General features: G+C 70.7%; 28 protein-coding genes and 1 other RNA gene. 17 read left to right on the top strand and 12 right to left on the bottom strand.

The genetic code is table 11. The annotated features are described in order from the left end of the window. Position 1: 1 nt before the first annotated feature. The 8 genes from rplO (at position 2) to ACFHPP_RS11590 (ending at position 5,652) form a co-directional block, all read left to right on the top strand. Positions 2–493 (top strand): 50S ribosomal protein L15, encoded by a 492-nt coding sequence (gene rplO, locus ACFHPP_RS11625; RefSeq protein WP_437163424.1) that lies wholly within the window; start codon positions 2–4, stop codon positions 491–493. Positions 494–634: 141 nt separating this feature from the next. Then, on the top strand, positions 635–2,002 hold the full coding sequence (gene secY, locus ACFHPP_RS11620) for a preprotein translocase subunit SecY (RefSeq protein WP_437163423.1): 1,368 nt from the start codon (positions 635–637) through the stop codon (positions 2,000–2,002). Between the two features lie 10 nt (positions 2,003–2,012). After that, positions 2,013–2,678: an adenylate kinase gene (locus ACFHPP_RS11615; protein WP_437163422.1), complete on the top strand. Its 666-nt coding sequence runs from the start codon at positions 2,013–2,015 to the stop codon at positions 2,676–2,678. A 211-nt stretch (positions 2,679–2,889) separates the two neighbouring features. Further along, complete coding sequence (rpsM, locus tag ACFHPP_RS11610; RefSeq protein ID WP_430669077.1) at positions 2,890–3,267, top strand: 30S ribosomal protein S13; 378 nt, start codon at positions 2,890–2,892, stop codon at positions 3,265–3,267. Position 3,268: 1 nt separating this feature from the next. After that, positions 3,269–3,667 carry a 30S ribosomal protein S11 gene (gene rpsK / locus ACFHPP_RS11605; protein ID WP_430669076.1) on the top strand — a complete coding sequence of 133 codons (399 nt, stop codon included), beginning with the start codon at positions 3,269–3,271 and terminating at the stop codon, positions 3,665–3,667. 67 nt (positions 3,668–3,734) lie between these two features. Then, on the top strand, positions 3,735–4,748 hold the full coding sequence (locus ACFHPP_RS11600) for a DNA-directed RNA polymerase subunit alpha (protein WP_430669075.1): 1,014 nt from the start codon (positions 3,735–3,737) through the stop codon (positions 4,746–4,748). 111 nt (positions 4,749–4,859) lie between these two features. Continuing rightward, positions 4,860–5,285 (top strand): 50S ribosomal protein L17, encoded by a 426-nt coding sequence (gene rplQ, locus ACFHPP_RS11595; RefSeq protein ID WP_430669074.1) that lies wholly within the window; start codon positions 4,860–4,862, stop codon positions 5,283–5,285. A 58-nt stretch (positions 5,286–5,343) separates the two neighbouring features. Then, complete coding sequence (locus tag ACFHPP_RS11590; RefSeq protein WP_437163421.1) at positions 5,344–5,652, top strand: hypothetical protein; 309 nt, start codon at positions 5,344–5,346, stop codon at positions 5,650–5,652. On the opposite strand, the gene ACFHPP_RS11585 is transcribed toward ACFHPP_RS11590, so the two are convergent. The 3 genes from ACFHPP_RS11585 to ACFHPP_RS11575 all read right to left on the bottom strand — a co-directional run bounded on the left by ACFHPP_RS11585 (position 5,629) and on the right by ACFHPP_RS11575 (position 8,664). Then, positions 5,629–6,522 (bottom strand): DMT family transporter, encoded by an 894-nt coding sequence (locus ACFHPP_RS11585; RefSeq protein WP_437163420.1) that lies wholly within the window; start codon positions 6,520–6,522, stop codon positions 5,629–5,631. The two genes, ACFHPP_RS11590 and ACFHPP_RS11585, sit on opposite strands and share 24 nt — an antisense overlap. Positions 6,523–6,667: 145 nt before the next feature. After that, a complete protein-coding gene (locus ACFHPP_RS11580) occupies positions 6,668–7,636 on the bottom strand; it encodes a Bug family tripartite tricarboxylate transporter substrate binding protein (protein WP_437163419.1) in 969 nt (322 codons plus the stop codon). 53 nt (positions 7,637–7,689) lie between these two features. Then, complete coding sequence (locus tag ACFHPP_RS11575; RefSeq protein ID WP_437163418.1) at positions 7,690–8,664, bottom strand: Bug family tripartite tricarboxylate transporter substrate binding protein; 975 nt, start codon at positions 8,662–8,664, stop codon at positions 7,690–7,692. A 68-nt stretch (positions 8,665–8,732) separates the two neighbouring features. Here ACFHPP_RS11575 and ACFHPP_RS11570 point away from each other — a divergent pair, with 68 nt between their 5' ends. Next, on the top strand, positions 8,733–10,058 hold the full coding sequence (locus ACFHPP_RS11570) for a replication-associated recombination protein A (protein WP_437163417.1): 1,326 nt from the start codon (positions 8,733–8,735) through the stop codon (positions 10,056–10,058). Continuing rightward, positions 10,055–10,405, top strand: a complete 351-nt coding sequence (locus ACFHPP_RS11565) for a fluoride efflux transporter FluC (protein WP_437163416.1) — start codon at positions 10,055–10,057, stop codon at positions 10,403–10,405. Before ACFHPP_RS11570 ends, ACFHPP_RS11565 begins: the two co-directional genes overlap by 4 nt. Before the next feature lie 4 nt (positions 10,406–10,409). Here the strand turns inward: ACFHPP_RS11565 and ACFHPP_RS11560 are convergent, their stop codons facing one another. Next, positions 10,410–11,426, bottom strand: a complete 1,017-nt coding sequence (locus tag ACFHPP_RS11560) for a lysine-2,3-aminomutase-like protein (RefSeq protein ID WP_437163415.1) — start codon at positions 11,424–11,426, stop codon at positions 10,410–10,412. Positions 11,427–11,464: 38 nt separating this feature from the next. Here ACFHPP_RS11560 and epmA point away from each other — a divergent pair, with 38 nt between their 5' ends. Continuing rightward, entirely contained in the window at positions 11,465–12,586 is a 1,122-nt protein-coding gene (epmA, locus tag ACFHPP_RS11555; RefSeq protein ID WP_437163414.1) for an EF-P lysine aminoacylase EpmA, read from the top strand. On the opposite strand, the gene ACFHPP_RS11550 is transcribed toward epmA, so the two are convergent. Further along, on the bottom strand, positions 12,583–13,305 hold the full coding sequence (locus ACFHPP_RS11550; protein ID WP_437163413.1) for an FkbM family methyltransferase: 723 nt from the start codon (positions 13,303–13,305) through the stop codon (positions 12,583–12,585). The two genes, epmA and ACFHPP_RS11550, sit on opposite strands and share 4 nt — an antisense overlap. Before the next feature lie 70 nt (positions 13,306–13,375). Continuing rightward, entirely contained in the window at positions 13,376–13,843 is a 468-nt protein-coding gene (locus ACFHPP_RS11545; protein WP_437163412.1) for a hypothetical protein, read from the bottom strand. A gap of 161 nt (positions 13,844–14,004) precedes the next feature. Here ACFHPP_RS11545 and ACFHPP_RS11540 point away from each other — a divergent pair, with 161 nt between their 5' ends. Continuing rightward, positions 14,005–14,367: a hypothetical protein gene (locus ACFHPP_RS11540; RefSeq protein ID WP_437163411.1), complete on the top strand. Its 363-nt coding sequence runs from the start codon at positions 14,005–14,007 to the stop codon at positions 14,365–14,367. Positions 14,368–14,377: 10 nt separating this feature from the next. On the opposite strand, the gene ACFHPP_RS11535 is transcribed toward ACFHPP_RS11540, so the two are convergent. The 5 genes from ACFHPP_RS11535 to ACFHPP_RS11515 all read right to left on the bottom strand — a co-directional run bounded on the left by ACFHPP_RS11535 (position 14,378) and on the right by ACFHPP_RS11515 (position 18,271). Further along, positions 14,378–15,274, bottom strand: coding sequence for a PhzF family phenazine biosynthesis protein (locus tag ACFHPP_RS11535; protein ID WP_437163410.1), 897 nt, complete (start codon positions 15,272–15,274; stop codon positions 14,378–14,380). Between the two features lie 36 nt (positions 15,275–15,310). Continuing rightward, positions 15,311–15,946 carry a thiamine phosphate synthase gene (gene thiE, locus ACFHPP_RS11530; RefSeq protein ID WP_437163409.1) on the bottom strand — a complete coding sequence of 212 codons (636 nt, stop codon included), beginning with the start codon at positions 15,944–15,946 and terminating at the stop codon, positions 15,311–15,313. Positions 15,947–15,986: 40 nt separating this feature from the next. Beyond that, positions 15,987–16,739, bottom strand: coding sequence for a sulfite exporter TauE/SafE family protein (locus ACFHPP_RS11525; protein ID WP_437163408.1), 753 nt, complete (start codon positions 16,737–16,739; stop codon positions 15,987–15,989). 140 nt (positions 16,740–16,879) lie between these two features. Further along, on the bottom strand, positions 16,880–17,791 hold the full coding sequence (locus ACFHPP_RS11520; RefSeq protein WP_437163407.1) for a class I fructose-bisphosphate aldolase: 912 nt from the start codon (positions 17,789–17,791) through the stop codon (positions 16,880–16,882). A gap of 42 nt (positions 17,792–17,833) precedes the next feature. Continuing rightward, positions 17,834–18,271, bottom strand: coding sequence for a hypothetical protein (locus ACFHPP_RS11515; RefSeq protein ID WP_437163406.1), 438 nt, complete (start codon positions 18,269–18,271; stop codon positions 17,834–17,836). 123 nt (positions 18,272–18,394) lie between these two features. On the opposite strand from ACFHPP_RS11515, the gene ACFHPP_RS11510 reads away from it, so the two are divergent. From ACFHPP_RS11510 to ACFHPP_RS11490, 5 genes are all read left to right on the top strand, one after another. Further along, positions 18,395–18,598 (top strand): hypothetical protein, encoded by a 204-nt coding sequence (locus tag ACFHPP_RS11510; protein WP_430669056.1) that lies wholly within the window; start codon positions 18,395–18,397, stop codon positions 18,596–18,598. After that, positions 18,599–18,928 carry a cell division protein ZapA gene (locus ACFHPP_RS11505; protein ID WP_216839869.1) on the top strand — a complete coding sequence of 110 codons (330 nt, stop codon included), beginning with the start codon at positions 18,599–18,601 and terminating at the stop codon, positions 18,926–18,928. Between the two features lie 9 nt (positions 18,929–18,937). Then, a non-coding RNA gene (ssrS, locus tag ACFHPP_RS11500) (6S RNA) lies at positions 18,938–19,094 on the top strand. 228 nt (positions 19,095–19,322) lie between these two features. Next, positions 19,323–19,904 carry a 5-formyltetrahydrofolate cyclo-ligase gene (locus ACFHPP_RS11495; RefSeq protein ID WP_437163405.1) on the top strand — a complete coding sequence of 194 codons (582 nt, stop codon included), beginning with the start codon at positions 19,323–19,325 and terminating at the stop codon, positions 19,902–19,904. After that, on the top strand, positions 19,901–20,731 hold the full coding sequence (locus tag ACFHPP_RS11490) for a TIGR00282 family metallophosphoesterase (protein ID WP_437163404.1): 831 nt from the start codon (positions 19,901–19,903) through the stop codon (positions 20,729–20,731). The genes ACFHPP_RS11495 and ACFHPP_RS11490 overlap by 4 nt, the downstream gene beginning before the upstream one ends. Here the strand turns inward: ACFHPP_RS11490 and ACFHPP_RS11485 are convergent. Then, positions 20,719–21,675 carry a hydroxymethylglutaryl-CoA lyase gene (locus ACFHPP_RS11485; RefSeq protein WP_437163403.1) on the bottom strand — a complete coding sequence of 319 codons (957 nt, stop codon included), beginning with the start codon at positions 21,673–21,675 and terminating at the stop codon, positions 20,719–20,721. The genes ACFHPP_RS11490 and ACFHPP_RS11485 overlap by 13 nt on opposite strands. Positions 21,676–21,801: the final 126 nt, after the last annotated feature.

The raw sequence follows: 21,801 nt of genomic DNA, 5'->3' as shown, positions 1-21,801 counted from the left end.
CATGAAGCTCAATGAAATCCGCGACAACGACGGCGCACGGCCGAAGTTCAAGCGCATCGGCCGTGGCATCGGCTCCGGCAAGGGCAAGACCTCCGGCCGCGGCGTCAAGGGCCAGAAGGCGCGCACCGGCGTGTCGCTGAACGGGTTCGAGGGCGGTCAGCTCCCGATCTATCGGCGCATGCCGAAGCGGGGCTTCGTCAACCCGTTCCGCAAGAACTACGCGCCGCTGAACCTCGGCGCGCTGGACAAGGCGATTGCCGATGGTCGCCTGCCGGAAGGGCAGCCGATCGACGAGGCGATGCTGCAGGCGGCTGGCGTGGTCCGCAATTCGCCGAAGTATGCCGGCGTCCGGCTGCTTGGCGTGGGCGAGATCACCCGCGCGGTGACGCTGACGGTCTCCGGCGCTTCTGCCACGGCGGCCGAGGCGATCGCGGCGGCTGGTGGGACGCTGACGCTGCTGGTGGTCAAGGCCGAGGCTTCGGTTGAAGCCTAGGCCGATCCACGGCTGATTTGAGCGCGCCGCCCTTGCACCCCACGGGTGCGGGCGGCAATTTAGGGTAGCTGCGACGCGGCGTCCCGGGTCCGCCTTTTCGGCGTGGCTTGGGGGCGCCGCTTTCGCGAGGAGGGATCGCACATGGCGTCCGCCGCCGAACAGCTTGCGGCCAATCTGAACCTCGGGGTGCTGGCCAAGGCCACCGAGCTGAAGAACCGGCTGTGGTTCACCCTGGGCGCGCTGATCGTCTACCGCATCGGCTCCTATGTGCCGGTGCCGGGCATCGATGCCGGCGTAATGGCCGAGTTGCTGCAGCAGATGGGCGGCGGCATCCTCGGCATGTTCGACATGTTCACCGGCGGGTCGCTGGGGCGCATGACGATCTTCGCGCTGAACATCATGCCCTACATCTCCGCCAGCATCATCGTGCAGCTGATGACGGCCGCCATTCCCTCATGGGAAGCCTTGAAGAAGGAAGGCGAATCGGGGCGGAAGAAGCTCAACCAGTACACCCGCTACCTCTGCCTGTTCATCGCGATCTTCCAGGCCTACGGCATCGCCGTGGGGCTCGAGAGCCTGCGTGGCAGCTTCGGGGCCGCGGTGCATGATCCGGGCTGGTTCTTCCGCATCTCCTGCGTCATCACGCTTGTCGGCGGCACCATGTTCCTGATGTGGCTGGGCGAGCAGATCACGGCGCGCGGCATCGGCAACGGCATCAGCCTGATCATCTTTGCCGGCATCGTGGCGAACCTGCCCTCCGCCCTGGCGGCGACGCTGGAACTCGGCCGGACCGGCGCGCTGTCCACCTTCTTCATCATGGCCTTCCTGGCCATCGCCCTGCTGGTCATCGCCTTCGTCGTGTTCATCGAGCGCGCCCAGCGGCGCATCCCGGTGCAGTACCCGAAGCGCCAGGTCGGCAACCGGATGTTCGGCGGGGAGAACACCCACCTGCCGTTGAAGCTGAACACGGCCGGCGTCATGCCGCCGATCTTCGCCTCCTCCCTGCTGCTGCTGCCGGCGACCTTCGCGGCGTTCCGGCAGGACCCGAACAGCGACAGTTGGCTGACCAGCGTGACCAACCTGCTGGCGCATGGCCAGCCGCTGTACATGGCGTTGTACCTGGCGCTGATCGTGTTCTTCGCCTTTTTCTACACGGCCGTTGTGTTCAACCCGCAGGAGACGGCCGACAGTCTGCGCAAGTATGGCGGCTTCGTGCCGGGCATCCGGCCTGGCCTGCCGACGGCCCAGTATTTCGACCGGGTGCTGACGCGGCTGACGGCGGTGGGCGCCATCTACCTGTCCATCGTCTGCATCCTGCCGGAACTGCTGATCTCCAACTACGGCGTGCCGTTCTACTTCGGCGGCACGTCCCTGCTCATCATCGTGTCGGTAACGATGGACACGGTGGCACAGGTGCAGTCACATCTGTTCGCCCATCAGTATGAGGGGCTGATCAAGAAGGCTCGGCTGGGTGGCCGCGGCACGCAACCGGGGGGACGCGGTCGATGAGGGCAGATACGTGCGGCTGATCCTTCTGGGACCGCCCGGGGCCGGCAAGGGCACCCAGGCGAAGCGGCTGGAGGAGCGCTACGGCGTCGTGCAGATCGCCACCGGCGACATGCTGCGGGCCGAGGTGAAATCGGGTTCTCCGATCGGCCGCGAGGCCAAGGCGATCATGGAGCGGGGCGAATTGGTGCCGGACAGCATCCTGATCGGGATGCTGGCGGCCCGCGTCCAGGCGCCGGACGTGGCACGTGGCTTCATCCTGGACGGGCTTCCCCGCACCGTGCCGCAGGCGCAGGCGCTGGACGGCATGTTGTCGGACCAGGCGCTGCCGCTGGACCACGTGATCGAGTTGAAGGTGGATGACGCCGCGCTCGTCGAGCGGATCGCCGGGCGCTACACCTGCGCGAAGTGCGGCGAGGGCTACCACGACCGCTTCAAGGTGCCGGCCCAGGCCGGCGTCTGCGATGCCTGTGGCAGCACCGAGTTCGTCCGTCGCGCCGATGACAGGGCGGAGACGGTGGCGGCGCGGCTCGAGACCTACCACCGCCAGACATCGCCCCTGCTGCCGCACTATGCGGGGCAGGGAAAGCTGAAGCAGGTGGATGGCATGGCCGACATGGACGAGGTGACGCGGCAGATCGCGGCCATCGTGTCCGGTCGTCCGCTGGGTACGGGCTGAGGCCTTGGCCTCCGCCTTGACTCCCCCCGTGGGGCCGGTGTAGCACCCGGCCCCTGCGGTCCGGAGGTTCCTCCGGCCGCCCTTCGCCGTTGCATGCCTGATCAGGGCCAGTTTCGTGGCAGCCACGAAGGTCCGGGTCTGGTTGAACTGATGCGGGCCTCGGCCCGGTTTTTTTGAGGCAGGCCTTTGGCCTGATGAGGAGAGAGGCACCGTGGCGCGCATCGCCGGCGTGAACATCCCAACCAACAAGCGGGTGCTCATCTCGCTCCGCTACATCTATGGCATCGGTCCGCAGAACGCGAAGGTGATCTGCGAGCAACTCGGAATCCCCGAGGATCGCCGGGTGAACCAGATGACCGATGACGAGGTCATCCGCGTCCGTGAATTGATCGACCGGGAATACCGCGTCGAGGGCGACCTGCGGCGTGAAGAAGCGATGAACAAGAAGCGGCTGATGGACATGGCCTGCTACCGCGGCCTGCGTCACCGCAAGGGCCTGCCGGTCCGCGGCCAGCGCACCCACACCAATGCCCGCACCCGCAAGGGCAAGGCCGTGGCGATCGCCGGCAAGAAGAAGGTGACGAAGTAAGATGGCTCGCGAACCCCGCGCCGGCGCCCGTCCCCGCAAGAAGGAGAGGAAGAACATCTCCTCCGGCGTGGCGCATGTGCTCGCCTCCTTCAACAACACCGTGGTGACCATCACCGACGCCCAGGGCAACGCGATTGCCTGGTCTTCGGCGGGCAGCCAGGGCTTCAAGGGCAGCCGGAAGTCGACGCCCTACGCCGCCCAGGTGGCCGCCGAGGATGCCGGCAAGAAGGCCCGTGAGCACGGCATGGAGACGCTGGAGATCCAGGTCTCCGGGCCGGGTTCGGGTCGTGAGTCGGCGCTGCGGGCCCTCCAGGCCGTCGGCTTCTACGTCACCGCCATCCGCGACGTGACGCCCATCCCGCACAATGGCTGCCGCCCGCGCAAGCGCCGTCGCGTCTGAGACGCGCGGAGACGTCGCGTCTGAGACGCGACGACAGGCTTACCAGGGCTGGGCAGGGGAATAGACCGTGATCGAGAAGAATTGGCGTTCGCTGATCGAGACCAAGAAGGACGTCGAACTCGGCGCCGATCCGACGCGGCTTGCGACCCTGATCGCGGAGCCGCTGGAGCGCGGCTTCGGCATGACGCTCGGCAACGCGCTGCGCCGCATCCTGCTGTCTTCGCTGCAGGGTGCCGCCGTGACGGCCGTGCGGATCGACGGCGCGCTGCATGAGTTCAGCAGCCTCCAGGGCGTGCGGGAAGACGTCACGGACATCGTCCTGAACGTGAAGCAGCTGGCCGTGCGCATGCAGGGCGATGGCCCGAAGCGCCTGCAGCTGACCGCGACCGGCCCGGGTGAAGTCACCGCCGGGCAGATCCAGACTACCGGCGACATCGAGATCTCGAATCCGGACCTGGTCATTTGCTCGCTCGATGACGGCGCCAAGCTGTCCATGGAACTGACGGTCGACACCGGCAAGGGCTATGTCCCCGCCAGTGAGAACCGGCCGGAGGATGCGCCGATCGGCCTGATCCCGATCGATGCGATCTACTCGCCGGTCCGCCGCGTCGCCTACCAGGTGCAGCCGACCCGCGTCGGCCAGAAGACGGACTACGACAAGCTTGTCCTGACCGTCGAGACCGACGGCACGGTGACGCCGGAGGATGCGGTCGGCATCGCCGCGCGCATCCTGCAGGAACAGCTGCAGCTCTTCATCAACTTCGAGGAGCCGCGCCAGCGTGTGGTGGAGGAGATCCGCGACGATCTGCCCTTCAACCGCAACCTGCTGCGCAAGGTCGACGAGCTGGAGCTTTCGGTCCGCTCGGCGAACTGCCTGAAGAACGACAACATCGTCTACATCGGCGACCTGGTTCAGAAGACCGAGCAGGAAATGCTCCGCACGCCGAACTTCGGCCGCAAGTCGCTGAACGAGATCAAGGAAGTCCTCGCGTCCATGGGCCTCGGCCTCGGCATCACCGTGCCGGGCTGGCCGCCGGAGAACATCGAGGATTTGGCGAAGAAACTCGAAGAGCCCTTCTGAGGGCTCTCGGCGGAGGGGCAGTCACCCATTCGGGTGAGACGGCTCTGCAACGGACTTAACGGGTCGGCCGACGCAGATGCGGCTGGCCTGGGTATCTAAGGAAACAGGACCATGCGTCACGGCGTTGCCGGCCGTAAGCTCGGCGTCACCACCAGCCACCGCCTCGCCATGCTGCGCAGCATGGCGACCGCGCTGATCAAGCACGAGCAGATCAGCACCACGCTGCCGAAGGCGAAGGAGCTGCGCCCGTATGTCGAGCGCATCATCACGCTCGGCAAGCGCGGCGACCTGCATGCGCGGCGCCAGGCCTATGCGCAGATCCGTGACCCGAAGGTGGTGGACAAGCTGTTCTCCACCATCGCGGATCGCTACAAGACCCGCGCTGGCGGCTACACCCGCGTCCTGAAGGCTGGCGTCCGCTACGGCGATGCGGCCGACATGGCGGTGATCGAGCTGATCGAGCGCGACGTCGCGGCCAAGGGCCTCGACAGCGGCCCGCGCCCCGAGGCCGTGCCGAGCGAGGCGGACGAGGCGTAAGCCTTTCAGCCCCAGTCTATGCGAAGGGAGGGCGCCGCAAGGCGCCCTTTTCCGTTTCATGATCCGAAGCATCATCCTGCTGGGACTTCTCGCGGTGCAGCCGGTCCAGGCCCAGTCAGGCTGGCCCGAGGTCAAATGCGCCCGCTACGGCGAAGCGACGGCGGCGGCGCTGGCCCATTTCGGACGGCAGGGCGTCAGCCAGGCGTTCCTCGACCGGCACGCCGCCTTCCTGGCTTCCGGTTGCACTGGCCAGCGCGATGTCTGCCCGCGATCGCCTGCGGAACTGACCCTGGCCGATGCGCTGTCCATCGCCGCGATGAATGGCGGCGCCACCGGCAGCTTCCTACCCTTCGCCTGCCGGGACTGACCCGCGACGCGCGTCGCGCAGCTCCAGCCGCGTCAGCCAGAACCCTGCCCCGACGATCACCGCGACGCCGGCCAGCATCGATTCCTCCGGGATTTCGTCGAAGAAGATCCAGCCGAACAGGATCCCCCACAGGATCATCGCATACTGCCACGGCACGACCACCGGCGCCGGTGCCAGGGCGAGCGACCGCGTGACGGCCAGATGCGCCGCCACCCCCACCACGCCGAGCAGCATCAGCAGGCCGGCATCCACCCAGCCGACCGGCACCCAGCCGAAGGGTGCCAGGAACAGGCCGAAGGTCAGCGCCCCCAGCATCTGGTACACGGCCAGGACAGGGGCGGAGGTGCCGCGCAGGGCGCGCGTGCTCAGCAGGTAGCCGCTGTACAGCACGACACCTGCCATCGCCGTCAGGGTCGGCAGAAGCCCATGGTCCAACCCGGCGCCCAGCGTCAGCACGACGCCGAGGAAGCCCAGCACCACCGCGATGAAGCGCGGCCGGTCCAGGCTTTCGCGCAGGAGCACGGCGGAGGCCAGGGCCACGAAGATCGGCGTCGCCATCCAGAACGCCATGGTGTCCGCCAGCGGCATCTGGGAGACGGCCCAGTAGAAGGCCGCGACCTCCAGCGTGCCGCAGGCGACCCGCAGCAATTGCAGCCCCGGCCGGCGCGGCTGCAGCAGGGGCAGCACACCCTCCCGCACCAGCAGCGGCGCCAGGATCAGCAGGGCGGCGATGCTGCGCAGGACCAGGACCTGGGCCACGGTGTAGCTGCCGAGCAGCCACTTCCCCAGCACGTCGTTCAGCGAGAAGCCGAGCACCGCCACCGACATCAGCAGGATGCCGGCGAGGTTGCGGTTCGAAGGTGGAGTCACATCGCATCCCACGGAGCGCAATCTGCGCCCGCCGAAGGCGGGCGAGCGCCCGAATGGGCGCCGCGCCGCGTGGCGCGCAGCCAAGCCCGCGGATGCGGGCGCCGGCGCATAAGGGCGGATCGTCCACGATCCGCGGGATTTGCCATCACTCGGCGCGGATATTCGCGTCCCGCACCAGCGCCGCCATCTCCGCCCTGCCGTCGCGCACGAAGCGGGCGAAGTCATCCGGGCAGCTGGCCACGGGCACGCAGCCGATCTGCACCAGGCGCTGGCGGATGGTGGGCTCCGCCACCGCCTCGATCAGGGCATCGGACAGCGCCTGGACCACGGCGGGCGGTGTGCTGGCGGGGCCGAACAGGCCGGCCCATTCGTTGGATTCGAAGCCCTCGAAGCCGCTTTCGTGGATCGTCGGCACATCCGGCCGGCTTTCGACCCGCGTGCGTGTGCCGACCGCCAGGAAGCGCGCCCGGCCGCCATCCGCCACCGGCCCGGCCGAGACCAGCGTGGTGAAGACGGCATCGATGGCGCCGCCTGCCAGGTCCTGCGCCGCGGCCGCGCCGCCCCTGTAGGGCACGTGGATCACCTCGATGCCCGCACGCCGGGCAAAGGCCACCAGCCCCAGATGCCCCGCCGTCGCATTGCCCTGCGTGCCCACGGTAATCGCACCCGGCCGCGCCTTCGCTGCTGCGACGAATTCCGCCAGGGAGCGCGCCGGAAATTCGTTCTTCACCGCGATGACGGAGGGGAACTGCACCACCAGGCTGATCGGCGTGAAGGCCGTGGCATAGTCGAAGGGCAGCCGCGGCAGCAGCGCCGGATTGACGATGTGGGAGGACGCATCCCACAGGAAGGTGTGGCCGTCCGTCGCCCGCGCCACCTCGTTGCCGCCCAGGCTGCCGCTGGCGCCGGTTCGGTTCTCCACCAGGAAGTTCTGGCCGAGCTTCGCGCCCATATGGGGCGTGGTGACGCGCGCCGCGCTGTCCGCCGCGCCGCCGGCGGAGAACGGCACCACCAGCCGGATCGGCCGCGACGGCCAGGCCGCCTGTGCGTGGGACCTGGATGCGAGGGCGAGGGTGGCGGCACTGGCCAGGACGGCGCGGCGGGTGGCGGGCATCGTTCTTCCTCCGGTCGGGTTGGCGCGGGAGATTGCGGCTGCGGCCGGCCGGGTCAACCCACCTCGATCTTCGCGTCGCGCACCAACTGCCCCATCAATGCCCGCTGTTCCGCGACATACTTCGCGAAATCCGCCGGCGAAGTGCCGACGGGCAGCGCACCCAGCGTGTCCAGCCGCGCCCGCACCGTGGCATCCGCCAGCGCGTGCAGCGCCGCCGCGTGCAGCCGCTCCGTCATCGGGGCGGTGAGCCCGGCAGGGGCATACAGCCCATTCCACTCGTTCAGCTCATAGCCCGGAAAACCCTGTTCGGCGACGGTCGGCACGTCCGGCAGCGCCGCCAGCCGCTGCGTCGTGCTGACGGCCAGCGGCTTGATCGCCCCATCCCGCGCCAGTTGCAGGGAGGAGGAAACAGTGCCGAAGACGAAGGTGATGTTGCCGCCCAGCAGGTCCTGCAACGCCGGCGTGCCGCCCCGGTAGGGCACGTGCTGGATGTCGAGCCCGGCGCGGTTGAGGAACAGCGCGGAGGCCAGGTGGGCTGCCGTGGCATTGCCCGAGGAGCCGTAGGACAGCGTGCCCTGCCGCGCCTTCGCCCATGTGACGAATTCGGCCAGGCTGTTCACCGGCACGTTCTTGTTCACCACCAGCAGTTGCGGCAGCACCACCACCTGGCTGATCGGCGTGAAGGCGGTGGCGTAGTCGAAGGACAGGTTGCGCAGCAGGGACGGGTTCACCGTATGCGCCAGCGCATCGATCATGATGGTATGGCCATCCGGCGCGCTACGCGCCAATTCCGCCGCGGCGATCGAGCCACCGGCGCCGGCACGGTTCTCCACCACCACCGGCTGGCCGAGGAAGGCGCCCATCGGCGTGGCCAGCAGGCGGGAGGTGGTGTCGACGCCACCGCCCGGCGGGTAGGGCGCCAGCAGCCGGATCGGCCGTGTCGGCGCCCACTGCGCCAGGGCGCCACGGCCCAGGAAGGGCGTCGCCAGAAGGGCGCCGGTCAGCGTGCGGCGGGTGAGGGTGGTCATGGCGTGATCCTCCGCTTTTGTTGGCCGCACCATGCCCTGCGGGCCGGCTTGCGGCTAGACTGCGGGGCATGACACGCCCACCCGACCTGTTCGGCGCCCCGGATGCCGAGGCGCCCGCACCGCCACCCGGCCCCCGCCCGCTGGCCGATCGCCTGCGTCCGCGCAACCTGTCGGAGGTGGTCGGCCAGCCGCAACTGGTGGGGCCGGAGGGCAGCATCACCGGCATGCTGGCGCGCGGCAGTCTTTCCTCCGTGATCCTCTGGGGCCCGCCCGGCGTCGGCAAGACCACCATCGCGCGGCTGCTGGCGGAGGCGGCCGGGCTGTCCTTCGTCGCGCTGTCCGCGGTGTTCTCCGGCGTCGCCGACCTGAAGCGTGCCTTCGACGAAGCACGCAACCGGCGCCGCAACGGCCGCGGCACGCTGCTGTTCGTGGACGAGATCCACCGCTTCAACCGCGCCCAGCAGGATGGCTTCCTGCCGGTGGTCGAGGACGGCACGGTGACGCTTGTCGGCGCCACCACCGAAAACCCGTCCTTCGCCCTGAACGGCGCGTTGCTCTCGCGCTGCCAGGTCCTGGTCCTGCAACGGCTGGACGACGCGGCGCTGGCCGACCTGATGGCCCGCGCCGAGGCCGAGGAAGCGCGCACCCTGCCGCTGACGCCGGAGGCGCGGGACAGCCTGGCGGGGATGGCCGATGGCGACGGGCGCTACCTGCTGAACATGGTCGAACAGCTGCTGTCCCTGCCGCCGGGCGGCGATCCGCTGGACCCGGAGGGCCTCGCCACGCTGCTCGCCAAGCGCGCCGCGCTGTACGACAAGGACCGGGAGGAGCATTTCAACCTCATCTCCGCCCTGCACAAATCGCTGCGCGGCTCCGACCCCGACGCGGCGCTGTACTGGTTCGCGCGGATGCTGACCGGCGGCGAGGACCCGCGCTACATCGCCCGCCGCCTGCTGCGCTTTGCCTCCGAGGATATCGGCATGGCCGATCCCCGCGCCCTGCAGATCGCGCTCGCCGGATGGGAGGCGTATGAGCGGCTCGGCTCGCCGGAGGGGGAGTTGGCGCTGGCGCAGGTGGTGGTGCATCTCGGCACCGCGCCGAAGTCCAACGCGCTCTACACCGGCTTCAAGGCCGCGATGGGCGCGGCGAAGCAGACCGGCAGCCTGATGCCGCCGCCCAACATCCTCAACGCGCCGACCAAGCTGATGAAGCAGCTCGGCTATGGCGAGGGCTACGAATACGACCATGACGCGGAGGAAGGCTTCTCCGGCGCCGACTACTGGCCACCCGGCATGGAGCGCCAGCGCTTCTACACCCCGACCCAGCGCGGCGCGGAGGCGGCGGTGGCGGCGCGGCTGGCCGAATGGGATGCGCTGCGAAATCGCCGCCGATGAGCTGGTTGCTGGTCGCCGCCGGCGGCGCCCTGGGCTCCGTCCTGCGCTACGGACTCTCATTGCTCGCCATGGCGCAACTCGGCGCCGGCTTTCCCTGGGGCACGCTGGCGGTGAACGTGCTCGGCAGCGCCGGCATTGGTATCGCCGCGGGGCTTGGCGTGCAGGGCGAGGCGCGGCTGCTGCTGGTCACCGGCCTGCTCGGCGGCTTCACCACCTTTTCCGCCTTCAGCCTGGAGACCGGCCTGCTGTTCGAGCGTGGCTGGTGGCTGGCGGCGGCTTATGTGGCGGCGTCCCTGGTGCTGGGCCTCGCCGCCTTCGGCATCGCCTACGCGCTGGTCCGCCGCTGAGGCATCAGGCCCGCACATCGTCCCAGCGCGGCCCGATCGGTGCCTTGCCGCCGCCGGCCGGGCGTTCCTGGACATAGGTCGGCCAGGCGAGGCCGGTGACCCGGAAGCGCAGCGCGGCGAGGATGGCGCGGCCTTCCTCGGCCGGCACCTCGAAGCGCGCGGTGCCCGGCGCGGCATCAAGCTGGTGCAGGTAGTAGGGCTTCACCCGGTGGCGCAGCATGGCGCGGAACAAGTCCTCCAGCGCCGCCGCACTGTCGTTCACGCCGCGCAGCAGCACGCTCTGGCCCAGCAGCACCACGCCGGCGCCGGTCAGGCGGCGCAAGGCGGTGGCGGCTTCGGCCGTGAATTCCCGCGCATGATTGGCGTGCAGGCAGAGATACAGCGGCTTCTCCAGCTCCAGCGCCGCCGCCAGTTCCGCCGTCATCCGTGCGGGATCGGCCACCGGAACCCGCGTGTGAATTCGCAGAATCTCGATATGCGGGATCGCCGCCAGGCGTTCGAGCAGCCAGCCGAGCCGCCGGGGCGAGAGCATCAGCGGGTCGCCGCCGGTCAGGATCACCTCCCGCACCTGCGGGGTGGCGGCGAACCAGGCGATGGCGGCCTCGAGCTGCGCCGTGTCCAACAGCCCGCCGCCCGGTCCCACCACCTCCCGCCGGAAGCAGAAGCGGCAATAGACCGGGCAGGCCAGCAGCGGCTTCAACAGGGCACGGTCGGGGTAGCGGTGCACCACGCCGGGCACCGGGGTAAAGGGCGCATCGGCGGTGGGGTCGGCGACCTCGTGCGGCGCCGTCTCCAACTCCCCAAGGTGCGGGACATACTGCGCCGCGACCGGGTCCGCCGCATCCTCCGGCCGGATCAGCGCCGCCATCGCCGGCGTCACCGCGATGGCGTAGCGCTCGGCCACCGCCTCCAGCGCCGCCGCATCGGCGCCAGGCGGCAGCAGCCCGGCGGCGGCCAGTCCGGCGGCATCGCGGATCGTCCGCTTCGGCAACAGGTTTCGGGGCGGGTTGGTATCGGGCATGATCGCCGCCGGTAAACCCCAACACCGGAGGCGCGTCCATGCCCGAGGCCGCACTGCCACCCCATGGCCGGCAACCCTGGACGCGCGACAGGCTCGCCGCGCGGCTGCCTTTCCTGCGCCGCCGCGCCCAGCTTACCGCCGCGATCCGCGCCTTCTTCCAGTCCCGCGGATACCTGGAGGTCGAGACTCCCTGCCTGGTCCCGGCGCCCGGCATGGAGGTGCATCTGCGCGGCTTCGCCACGGAGTACCGCCCGCACCTCGGCATCGGCGAGGAGACGCGGCTGTGGCTGCGGACCTCGCCCGAACTGGCACTGAAGCGCCTGCTGGCCGGCGGGGCCGGGCCGATCTTCGAATTCGCGCGGGTCTGGCGCAACGGCGAGGCCAGCCCGAACCATGCGCCCGAATTCACCATGCTGGAGTGGTACGCGCCCGGCCTCGGCATGGCCGGGCTGATGGACGAGACGGAGTTGCTGCTGCGCTCCGTCTGCCCCGGCGTGGTGGGGCAGGACGAGGTCACGGCGGACCTGTCCCGCCCCTTCCTCCGCATGACCATGGCGGAGGCCTTCAGCCGGTTCTGCCGCGGCCTCGACATCCTCGGCACCATCGATGCCGCGACCGGGGAGGGCAGCGCCGCCAAGCTGCGCGCCGCCGCCGCCCGCAGCGGGCTGCATGTGCCGGAGACCGATAGCTGGGAGGACGGCTTCTTCCGCCTGATGCTGCGCCACGTCGAGCCGAAGCTCGGCCGCGGCCAGGCCACCTTCCTGACCCACTGGCCCACCCCGCAGGCCGCCCTGGCCCGCCGCGACCCGCAGGATGGCCGCGTCGCCCTGCGGTTCGAGTTGTTTGCCGCCGGTCTGGAACTCGCCAACGCCTTCGAGGAACTGACCGACCCGGTGGAACAGCGCAGCCGCTTCGAACGCGACGTCGCCGCCCGTCGCGCCGAAACCGGCGAGGCCGGCTGGGACGTGGACGAGGATTTCCTGGCGGCGCTGGACCATGGCATGCCGCCATCCTCCGGCATCGCGCTCGGCTTCGACCGCCTGGCGATGCTGGCCAGCGGCGCCGCGGATATCGAGGACGTGCTGTGGCTGCCCGCCATCCCGCGCACGCCCCAGCCGGCGCTGGCCGCGCCGCCGAAGCTGCTGACGGGGCCTGGCTAGTCCTTCAGTGCCGCAAGGATTTCGGCGCTGCGTTCGGCCGGCCAGGCGAAGAAGGTGAAGACATATGGGTCGGAGGCGGCGAAGACCGCCGGGTCCGGGGAGGCCACCTGCATCGTCGCCGCGTCGAAATCCGCATGCGGATGCCAGGCGCCATCCAGCACGAACCAGCTTTCGTAGCCGAGGCCGGCCAGCAGCGCCGGCACGTCCCGCGTGCTGCCGGCACGGTGGCGTTCCTCCACCTCCAGCGACAGCACCGGGCGGCAGCGGCGCAGTGTCGCGACGGCGCCCTCCAGCACCTCCTGCTCGAAGCCCTCCGCGTCCAGCTTGACGTGCTCCAGGTCGGCCAGCCCCAGCGCATCGATGGTCGTCACCGGCACCACATGCCGTGCCACGGTGACGGAGGCGAAGGCGTCGTAGGATTTCGCCGTGCTCGCCCATTGCTCCTGTGCCACGCCGTCCAGGATCGGCACGGACAGGGTCAGGGTTCCGGGCACCGCGCCCAGCGCCTCCGTCCGCAATTCCAGATGCGGCGGGACGCTGCCGTAGTCCGCCAGCACCGCTGCGTGCAGGCGGGCAAAGGCGCTCGGCAGCGGCTCGAAGGCCAGCACCCGTGCGCCGGGCAGGCGGGAGAGGGGCAGGGTCAGCAGGCCGTCATGCGCGCCCACATCCAGGATGGTGCCGGGGCGGTGCAGCCGCCGGTGGAAGCTCAACTCGTCCATGTGCCTGCCGGGCTCCCGTTCCTGAGCCCGGCATGTGGCATCGGCGCGCGGAACGCCAGGGGCAGGCGCTTCAGTTCGGCGGGACTTCCGAAATCCGCAGCTGCGCCGGGATGCGGGACCCGCGGTCGTAGCTGCCGATCCAGATGTCGTACTGGCCGGATTGCGGGTTGCGGAAGATCAGGCCGGGGTTCGTGCCCTGGAAGTCGTCGTTGCAGGCCCAGCGACCGTTCGGCAGGTTCACCACCAGCGTGACGTCGGCCCGCGACACCGCCGAAAGATACAGCGGCAGCCCCTGGCCGGCGCTGTAGTTCAGCCGCACATCGGGCGCGTTGGCGATGGAGCCCAGGCATTCCCGCCCACCCAGCCGCTCCGCCGGCAGCCCACCACCGGCCGTGACATTCACGACGTAGGGATCGGGCGCGAAATTGGCGCGGAGGTTCACGGTGCCGAAGGAGGGCTGCCGGTTGTAGTCCTGCGCCAGGGCCAGTGTCGGCACCGCGGCGAGGGCCAGCAGCGCGGCGATGGGTCGGGACAGCATGGTCGATCTCCAGGAGTGGCCGCGCGGGATGCGGCCGCGCGAATGAACATTTCCCTGTTCGTGGAGCCGCTGCATCCAGTGGCCCGGCCCGACCGTAACGCTTCCGTCGTGGTTGAAAAGCCCGCGACGGCCTTGCCGAAATGGATTGAAACGGAGCCCCCATGTCACGCCCCCTGGTCTGGTTCGCCGCATGCCTCGGCCTGGCCCATCCGGCCCTTGCCCAATGGCCCGATCCTTCATCCTGGCTCCCGCTGGAGCGGCGGTTCGAAAGCACCGGCGGCGGCGGCTGGATGATCGATGGCTACGACCCGGTGCTGGCCGGGGGCCGCTGCCGCACGAACTTCCTGGCGCTCGGCCCGGGCGGGGAGCGTGTCGCCAACATCGTGGAGTGGGAGGCGGTGGCGATCCCCGGCGGCATCCTGTGCCGCGACGGCCGCTGGCGTGGCCAGGACGGGCAGGGCGCCGGCACCACGCCGCTTCAGGTGTTCCTGCGCGCCGACGGCGCCCGGTTCCGCTCCCCGTGAGGCGGATCGCTCAGATGATCAGGCGCCCCGCACTCACCGGCACCACGCCGCCGCCGACGCTGACCCGGATGCCGAAATACGGCGTGGTCTGGGCGGCGAGCATGAGGAGGCTCGGCCGGCCCATCTCGAGCCCCTGCTCCACCTCGATCTCCAGCGCATCGGCGCCGAGCCGGGCCAGCAGCAGCCCGGCCAGCGCGACATTGGCGCTGCCGGTTGCCGGGTCCTCCGCCACGCCTGACAGCGGTGCGAACATGCGCGCCCGCAGCCGACCGGGGTGCAGGCGGGTGTAGAGCAGCAGGCCGATGGCAAGGTCCGCCGGCAGGCGGGCGCGGAAGGCGGCGGCATCCGGGGCGGCGGCGGCCAGCGCCTCGGCATCCGCGACCTCGGCGATGGCAAACGGCGTGCCGCAGGAGGCGATGACCGCCTCCCCCACCAGTGCCGGCAGGCCGGCGCAGGTGGCGATGGCCTCGGCATCCAGCGTCTCGCCCAGGGTGAAGGGCTGCGGCGCGGTGATGTGGGCGGCCGTGACCTCTCCGGCCGCATCGCGCAGCAGCCGCGCCTCCACCGGCCCGGCCGCCTGTTCCAGCAGCAGCGTCTCGCCGGCCAGGTCCAGGTGCCGCGCCAGCAGCACGGCGGCGCCGACATTGGGGTGGCCGGCGAAAGGCAGTTCGCGGCCGGGCGTGAAGATGCGGATGCGGGCGCGGGACGGCTCGGCGGCGGTGACGAACACCGTCTCGCTCAGGTTGAATTCGCGCGCGATGGCCTGCATCGCTGCGCCGTCCAGATCGGCGGCGCCGTACACCACCGCCAGCGGATTGCCGCCATGGCGGGTGGTGGTGAAGACGTCGCAGGTCTCGAACATCAGGCTCATGATGATCTTGTCGGACGGGTTGGCGGCCTCAGGCAAGCGTCTTCCGGCAGGCTATCCGAAAGGAGAGGGGCATCAGCCAGCCGCCGCGGCGATCGCCGCGTTCATCGCCCGCACCCCGGCATCAGGCCCCTCCGGATGGTTCCAGACCGCGCCCACCACCGCCAGGAAATCCGCCCCGGCCCGGACCAGCGGCGCGCAGTTGGCGGCGGTGATGCCGCCGATGGCGACGCAGGGGATCTCGAACATCTCGGACCACCACTCCAGCAGATCGGTCTCCGCCACATGCTCGGTTCGCTTGGTGCCGGTCGGGAAGAAGGCGCCGAAGGCGACGTAGTCCGCGCCCGCTTCCCCGGCCTGCATCGCCAGATGGCGGGAGGCGTGGCAGGTGACGCCGATCATCGCCTCCGTCCCCAGGAGCTTGCGCGCGGCCACCGGGTCGCCATCGCTCTGCCCGAGATGCACCCCGTCGCAGCCGGCGCGCTTCGCCAAATCCATGCGGTCGTTCATCAGCACGGCGACGTCATGCGCCTGCGCGACCGGCAGCAGGGCCTCCGCCGCGCGCAGGATGGCATCCTCCGGCAGGTCCTTCAGCCGCAGTTGCAGCGCGGCGACGTCCCCGGCGCCGAGCGCGCGCTTCAGCGCCTCGGTAAAGCCGGGCAGGTCCGGGATGGCGGGCGGGGTGATGAGGTAGAGGCGGCAATCTTGCATGACCCAGCGTGTCGCCCGCCCGCGGCGCTTTGGGAAGGGGCTACGCCAATCCGCGCCAGGCCAGATGCGCGCCGAGTGCCAGCAGGCTGGCGAAGAAGATGCGCCGGAACAGCGCCGGCGGGATCTTCGCGCGCAGCCAGCCGCCCAACGCCATGCCGCCGAGCGCCGGCGGCAGCGCCAGCAGCGATCCACCGGCCGCCATCGGCGTGAAGCTGCCGGCCAGGGCCAGCGAAAGGCCCAGCGCCACCGTCGCGACCAGGAAGGCAAGGCCCAGCGCCTGCACCAGCGCATCGCGCGCAAGTCCCAGCGCGCCGAGCCAGGGCACCACCGGCATGACGAAGACGCCCGTCGCCCCCGTCACCAGCCCGCCGAGCAGCCCGACGGGCACCGCGCTGGCACGCTCCGCCCGTGGCGACAGATGGATTGGCGGCGCCGCCAGCCCCCAGCCGCCATAGACCGCCAGCGCCAGACCCAGCAGCCCCAGGGCCATTGGCCCGCCACCCGTCAGCAGCCCGATCCCGGCCAGCGTGCCCGGCACCAGCATCAGCAGCATCGGCCACAGCCGCCGCAGCAGCGGCCGCAGCGCCGGCCCGTGGGCCTGCATCACGTTGGTGGCGAGCGAGGGCAGCACCAGCAGCGCCGCGGCCTCCGCCGGCGGCATCACCAGGGCAAGGACGCCGATGGCGATGGTCGGCAGGCCAAGGCCGATCAGGCCCTTGACCATCCCGGCGAGCAGGAAGACGAGGCCGATGAAGGTGGGGCCGGCGAAGACGGCGAGTGGCAGGTGTTCCATGCGGCCAGCCTGCCTGGGATCCGACATCGATGCTTCGCTGCCGGCCGCAGCGTCTGGCGCCGATCAGCCGGCCCGCGCGTCGGACTGGCCGACGGGTGTCACGCGAGAAGGGGAGGCCGCGTGGCCTCCCCTTCCTGGTCTCAGTGCTTGTAGACGTTGATGATCGCGGCCAGCAGCGCCAGCGCATCGGCCTTGGAGCGCTGGAAGGCGTTGCGGCCCATGATGGAGCCGTTGCCGCCGGCGGCGTGGATGGCGCGCACCTCGTCCAGGATCGCCTCCGTGCCCTTGGCCTCGCCGCCGGAGAACACCACCAGGCGCCGGCCGCCGAAGCAGGCCTGCACGATGTGGGCGAAGCGCTTGGTGGCGTCGTCGTCCACCGGGCTCGCCTGGTAGGTCTTCTTGGCCGCATCCAGGCTGATGGCGGAGGTCGGCGGCTTCACCTTGATGATGTGCGCACCGGTCAGCGCCGCGATGTGCGCGGCATAGGCGGCGATATCCAGCGCCGTCTCACCCACCTTGTCCAGCATCGGGCCGCGCGGATAGCTCCATACCACCACGGCGAGGCCGACGGACTTCGCCTCCTCCGCCAGCTCGCGCAGCTCCTCGATCATCTCGAACTGGTATTCGGAGCCGGGGTAGATGGTGAAGCCGATGGCCGAGCAGCCCAGCCGCAGCGCGTCGCCGACGCTGGCGGTCACGCCCTGGTCCTTGGTGGTGGACAGGCTGTTGCTGCTGTTCATCTTCAGGATGGTCGGGATGGTGCCGGCATAGGTCGAAGCACCGGCCTCGATCATGCCGAGCGGCGCGGCGTAGGCGTTCAGCCCGGCCTCCAGCGCCAGCTCGAACAGGTAGCGCGGGTCATAGGCCGCGGGGTTCGGCGCGAAGCTGCGGGCCGGGCCATGCTCGAAGCCCTGGTCGACCGGCAGGATCACCATGCGCCCGGTGCCGCCCAGCTTGCCGGCCATCAGGATGCGGGCGAGGTTCGCCTTGGTCCCGGGGTTGTCGCTCTCATACCAGGACAGGATTTCCTGGACTTTTGGCGTCAGACGCATTTTCGGGAGCCCTCTCGGATATCGGCGAACGATGTCCGGGGTCTAGCGCAGCATGGCCCCGGTGTCATGCGTCCGGGCCAGCCAATCCGCCAGTTTGGCGCGCGCGGCGAGGCGGCGGAGATCAAGATCGCGAAGGTCCAGCGCAGGTGGGCGCGCGGGCAGCAGCAGGGCGTCCACCTCCGCCGCCGCACCCGCCACCACGGCGAAGGCCGGCAGCGCGCCATCCAGCACCAGGATGCGGCAGCCGGCGCGAAGGCCCGCCAGCGCATCGCCGGCCGCATCGCCGCAGCACAGCGCGTCGGGCGCATCGCCGGCCGCCGCGACCAGCGCGCGCCAGGCGCCCGGGCCCAGGAACCCGGCGGCCCCCGGCGCCGACAGCAGCAGCACGCCCCCCGGCCCCGCCACCTCCAGCGCCGCGCGGCCCTCCGCCGCGGACCGCACCAGAACGGCCGGCGGAAGCCGGACCGAACCCTCGCTCACCGTTGACCCGCCGCGCCGTGCATGCAAAGCGTTGCAGCATGCCGGAACCGGTGGCGACAAGGCGCAGGCGGCGCAGTCGCTGCGTTTGGGCGCGCAATGGGGCGGGGGTTTCTGGTGTCAGGCATGCGTGCGGAAACCGGCGATCCGACCAGCCGTGCCTTGGCGCGGCTGGAACAGGCCGTCGAGAGACTGGCCGAGGCCGCCGCCCAGCCCCGCGCCGTTGCCGCGCCGGGTGAAGGCATCCCCAAGGCCGCCGTCGCCGCCATCGCGGACCGGCTGGACGAGACGATTGCGCGGCTGCGCGCGGCGCTCGGAGAGGATCAGTAGATGGGTCAGGTCACCGTCCGCGTCGGCGGCTACAGCCACCCGGTTTCCTGCGAGGATGGCCAGGAAGCCCACCTGGTCTCCCTGGCCGGGGAGGTCGACAAGCGGGTCAATTCCATCAAGGCGATGGGCGGCCAGTTCGGCGAGAGCCGCCTGCTGCTGCTCGGCGCCCTGCTGCTGGCCGACGAGGTGCACGACCTGAAGGTCGCGCTGTCGCAGGCCCGTGCCGGCCAGAACATGGCGGCCCCGCAGCCGGACCCGAAGCTGGCCGAACGCCTGGCGCGCATCGCCGATCGCATCGAGGGCATTGCCCAGACCCTCGACCGTCCCTAACTAGGACATGCGGGGCTGCCCGGTTGGTGAGGCACATGAACCCCCGGGGCCAATAAGCATCCTCCGGGGGCTGGCGCTGCCCAGGTCTTGGCCTGGGTACCTGGTTCCCACCTGCAAAAGCAGGTCTCAGGAGGGTTTGAACGCCCACGGCCATGGTGGCTCCGCAGCTTAATTCTTGCCCTCAGACGCCGGGCGGCCGCATCCGCGGCCTTGGCTTCGCGCCTTGCACTGGCCCGCTTGCGGGCGTGAAGGTCTGGGCGCGGGCCGCGTTCGCGGCCTCGGCGCGCTTCGGCGCCGCCGGCTCTCCGTTCTATCCGCTTTCTTCTCCCTCTCCCCCACAGGGGGGAGAGGGTTGGGGTGAGGGGGGCGCGCAGGACCAGCGCAACACCGAATCATGATGCTCTGCCCCGAACTCCTCGCCGGCATGAAGGCGGAAGCCCGCAAGGCCGCGCTGGCACGCCGCGCCGGCTGCGATCCCGCCCTCGGCGCGCTTCTCGCCGACCACGTCCTGCGCGACGCGCCGCCGCCACCCGGCGCCATTGTCGCCGGCTTCTGGCCGATGGGCCCGGAGATCGACATCCGCCCCCTCCTCCTCGCCTTGCACGCGCGCGGCCACCGCATCGCCCTGCCGGTCACGCCGAAGCGCGGCAACCCGCTGCGGTTTCGCCAGTGGCAGCCCGGCGCTGCGCTGGCGCGCGGCCCGCTCGGCACCAGCCAGCCGGGGCCGGAGGCGCCGGACCTCACCCCCGGCTGGCTGCTGGTCCCGCTGCTGGCATTCGACCGCGCCGGGCACCGCCTCGGCTATGGCGGCGGCTACTATGACCGCACCCTGGCCAGCCTGCCCGGCGCCACCGCCATCGGGGTCGCCTATGCGAGCCAGGAGGTTGACGAAGTGCCCGCGGGCGTGGACGACGCCCCCCTGTCTGCCGTCGCGACGGAGCGCGGCCTGATCTTCTGCGGAGCCTCCCCGGTTTGAGAATCCTGTTTCTCGGCGACCTCGTCGGCCGCTCCGGCCGCGAGGCCGCCGCCGCCGCCATTCCCGGCCTGCGGCAGCGCCTGGCGCTCGACCTGGTGGTGGTCAACGCGGAGAACGCCAGCCACGGCTTCGGCCTGGCACCGGAGATGGCGCGCGCGCTGTTCCTGGCCGGGGCGGATGTGCTGACCCTCGGCAACCACGCCTGGGACCGCAAGGAGATCTTTGCCTTTATCGAGACCGAGCCGCGCCTGATCCGCCCGCTGAACTACCCGCCCGGAACCCCCGGCAAGGGCGCCTTCATCGTGGCGCTGGACGATGGCCGCAAGGCGCTGGTGGCGCAGGCGATGGGCCGCCTGTTCATGGATGCGCTGGACGACCCCTTCCGCGGCGTGCAGGCGGCCATCGCCGGGCACCGCATGGGCGCCGGCGGCACCGTCCAGGCGATCCTGGTGGATTTCCATGCCGAGGCGAGTTCGGAAAAACTCGCCATGGGCCACAGCTTCGACGGCCGCGTCTCGCTGGTGGTCGGCACGCATACCCACACGCCCTCGGCCGACCACCAGATCCTGGTGGGCGGCACCGGCTACATGACGGATGCCGGCATGTGCGGCGACTACGACAGCGTCATCGGCATGCAGAAGGGCGGCGCCGCGCTGCGATTCTGGAAGAAGGTGCCCGGCGAGAAGCTGGCCCCGGCCGAGGGCGAGGCCACGGTCTGCGGCGTGTACCTCGAAACCGACGACGCCACCGGCCTCGCCACCCGCATCGAGCCGGTCCGCATCGGCGGCCGCCTCAGCCAGGCGATTCCCGCCCTTCAGGCCGCCTGACGAAACCGGGCCAGCCCACCGGATCGCAGCAGGGTGGAGGGCAGGGGCCGCCCCACCACCTCCTCCGCCAGCCGCCCGGCCTCGACCAGCGCATCGAGGTCGATGCCGGTGGCGAGGCCCATCTCCTCGCACAGCAGCACCAGTTCCTCCGTCGCGATGTTGCCCGGCGCGCCCGGCTGGCCGGCGAAGGGGCAGCCGCCCAGCCCGCCCACCGTGGTGTCGAAGCGGGAAATCCCGAGGCGCAGCCCGGCATGGGCGTTGGCGATGCCGAGCCCGCGCGTGTCGTGCAGGTGCAGGATGAGGGACAGCTCCGGCCAGCGCGCCCGCACCTCGCCAACGACCCGCTCGATCCGCGCCGGCGTCGCCCACCCCATGGTGTCCGCCAGCGTCGCCTCGCGCAGCGCCAGGCCATGCTCGGCGCCGATGGCGAAGGCGTCCGCCAGCGCCTCGATCACCTTGGCCGGCGGCACATCGCCCGAGTAGTTGCAGCCGAAGGCGGCCTGCACGCTGATCCGCGGCACCGGGACGCCGGCCTCCAGATGCGCCGCGACGTTGCTGCGCTGTGCCGCCAGGTTCTTGGCCCGGTCGCGATTGAGGTTCTTCAGCGAGAAGGCCTCGGAGGCCACCACCGTGACGGCGCCCTCCACCTTCAGCCGGTCCTTGAAGGCCATGGCGCGCGAAAGCCCGGCGGCGTTGAACCACAGCGCGGTGTAGGTCACGCCCGCGCGTGGCGCGAAGCCCGCCACCACCGCCTCCGCATCCGCCCAACCCGGAACCAGCTTCGGCGAGACGAAGGAACAGACCTGGATGTGGTGCAGCCCGGTGGCCGACAGCGCATCCACCAGCGCAATCTTGCGGGCCGTGGGGATCGGGCCGGGCTCGATCTGGAAGCCCTCCCGCGGGCCCTCCTCGCGGATCTCGACGGATGACGGCAGGTCGGTCATGGCGCGTTCTCCTCGCCGGGCAGGCTACACCCCCGCATGGGCGATGCGGAACCCTGGCCCCAAGGGTGCCGGCGCGCAGCGCCGAGCGGCCGGAGGGCCGCCGCGCCCAGACCGAATGCGCGGCCG

It is taken from the genome of Falsiroseomonas sp. E2-1-a20, from assembly GCF_051433195.1.
Classification (GTDB): domain Bacteria; phylum Pseudomonadota; class Alphaproteobacteria; order Acetobacterales; family Acetobacteraceae; genus Falsiroseomonas.
The sequence above is the reverse complement of the archived record's forward strand: the minus strand, read 5'-3'. Positions and strand labels throughout refer to the sequence as shown.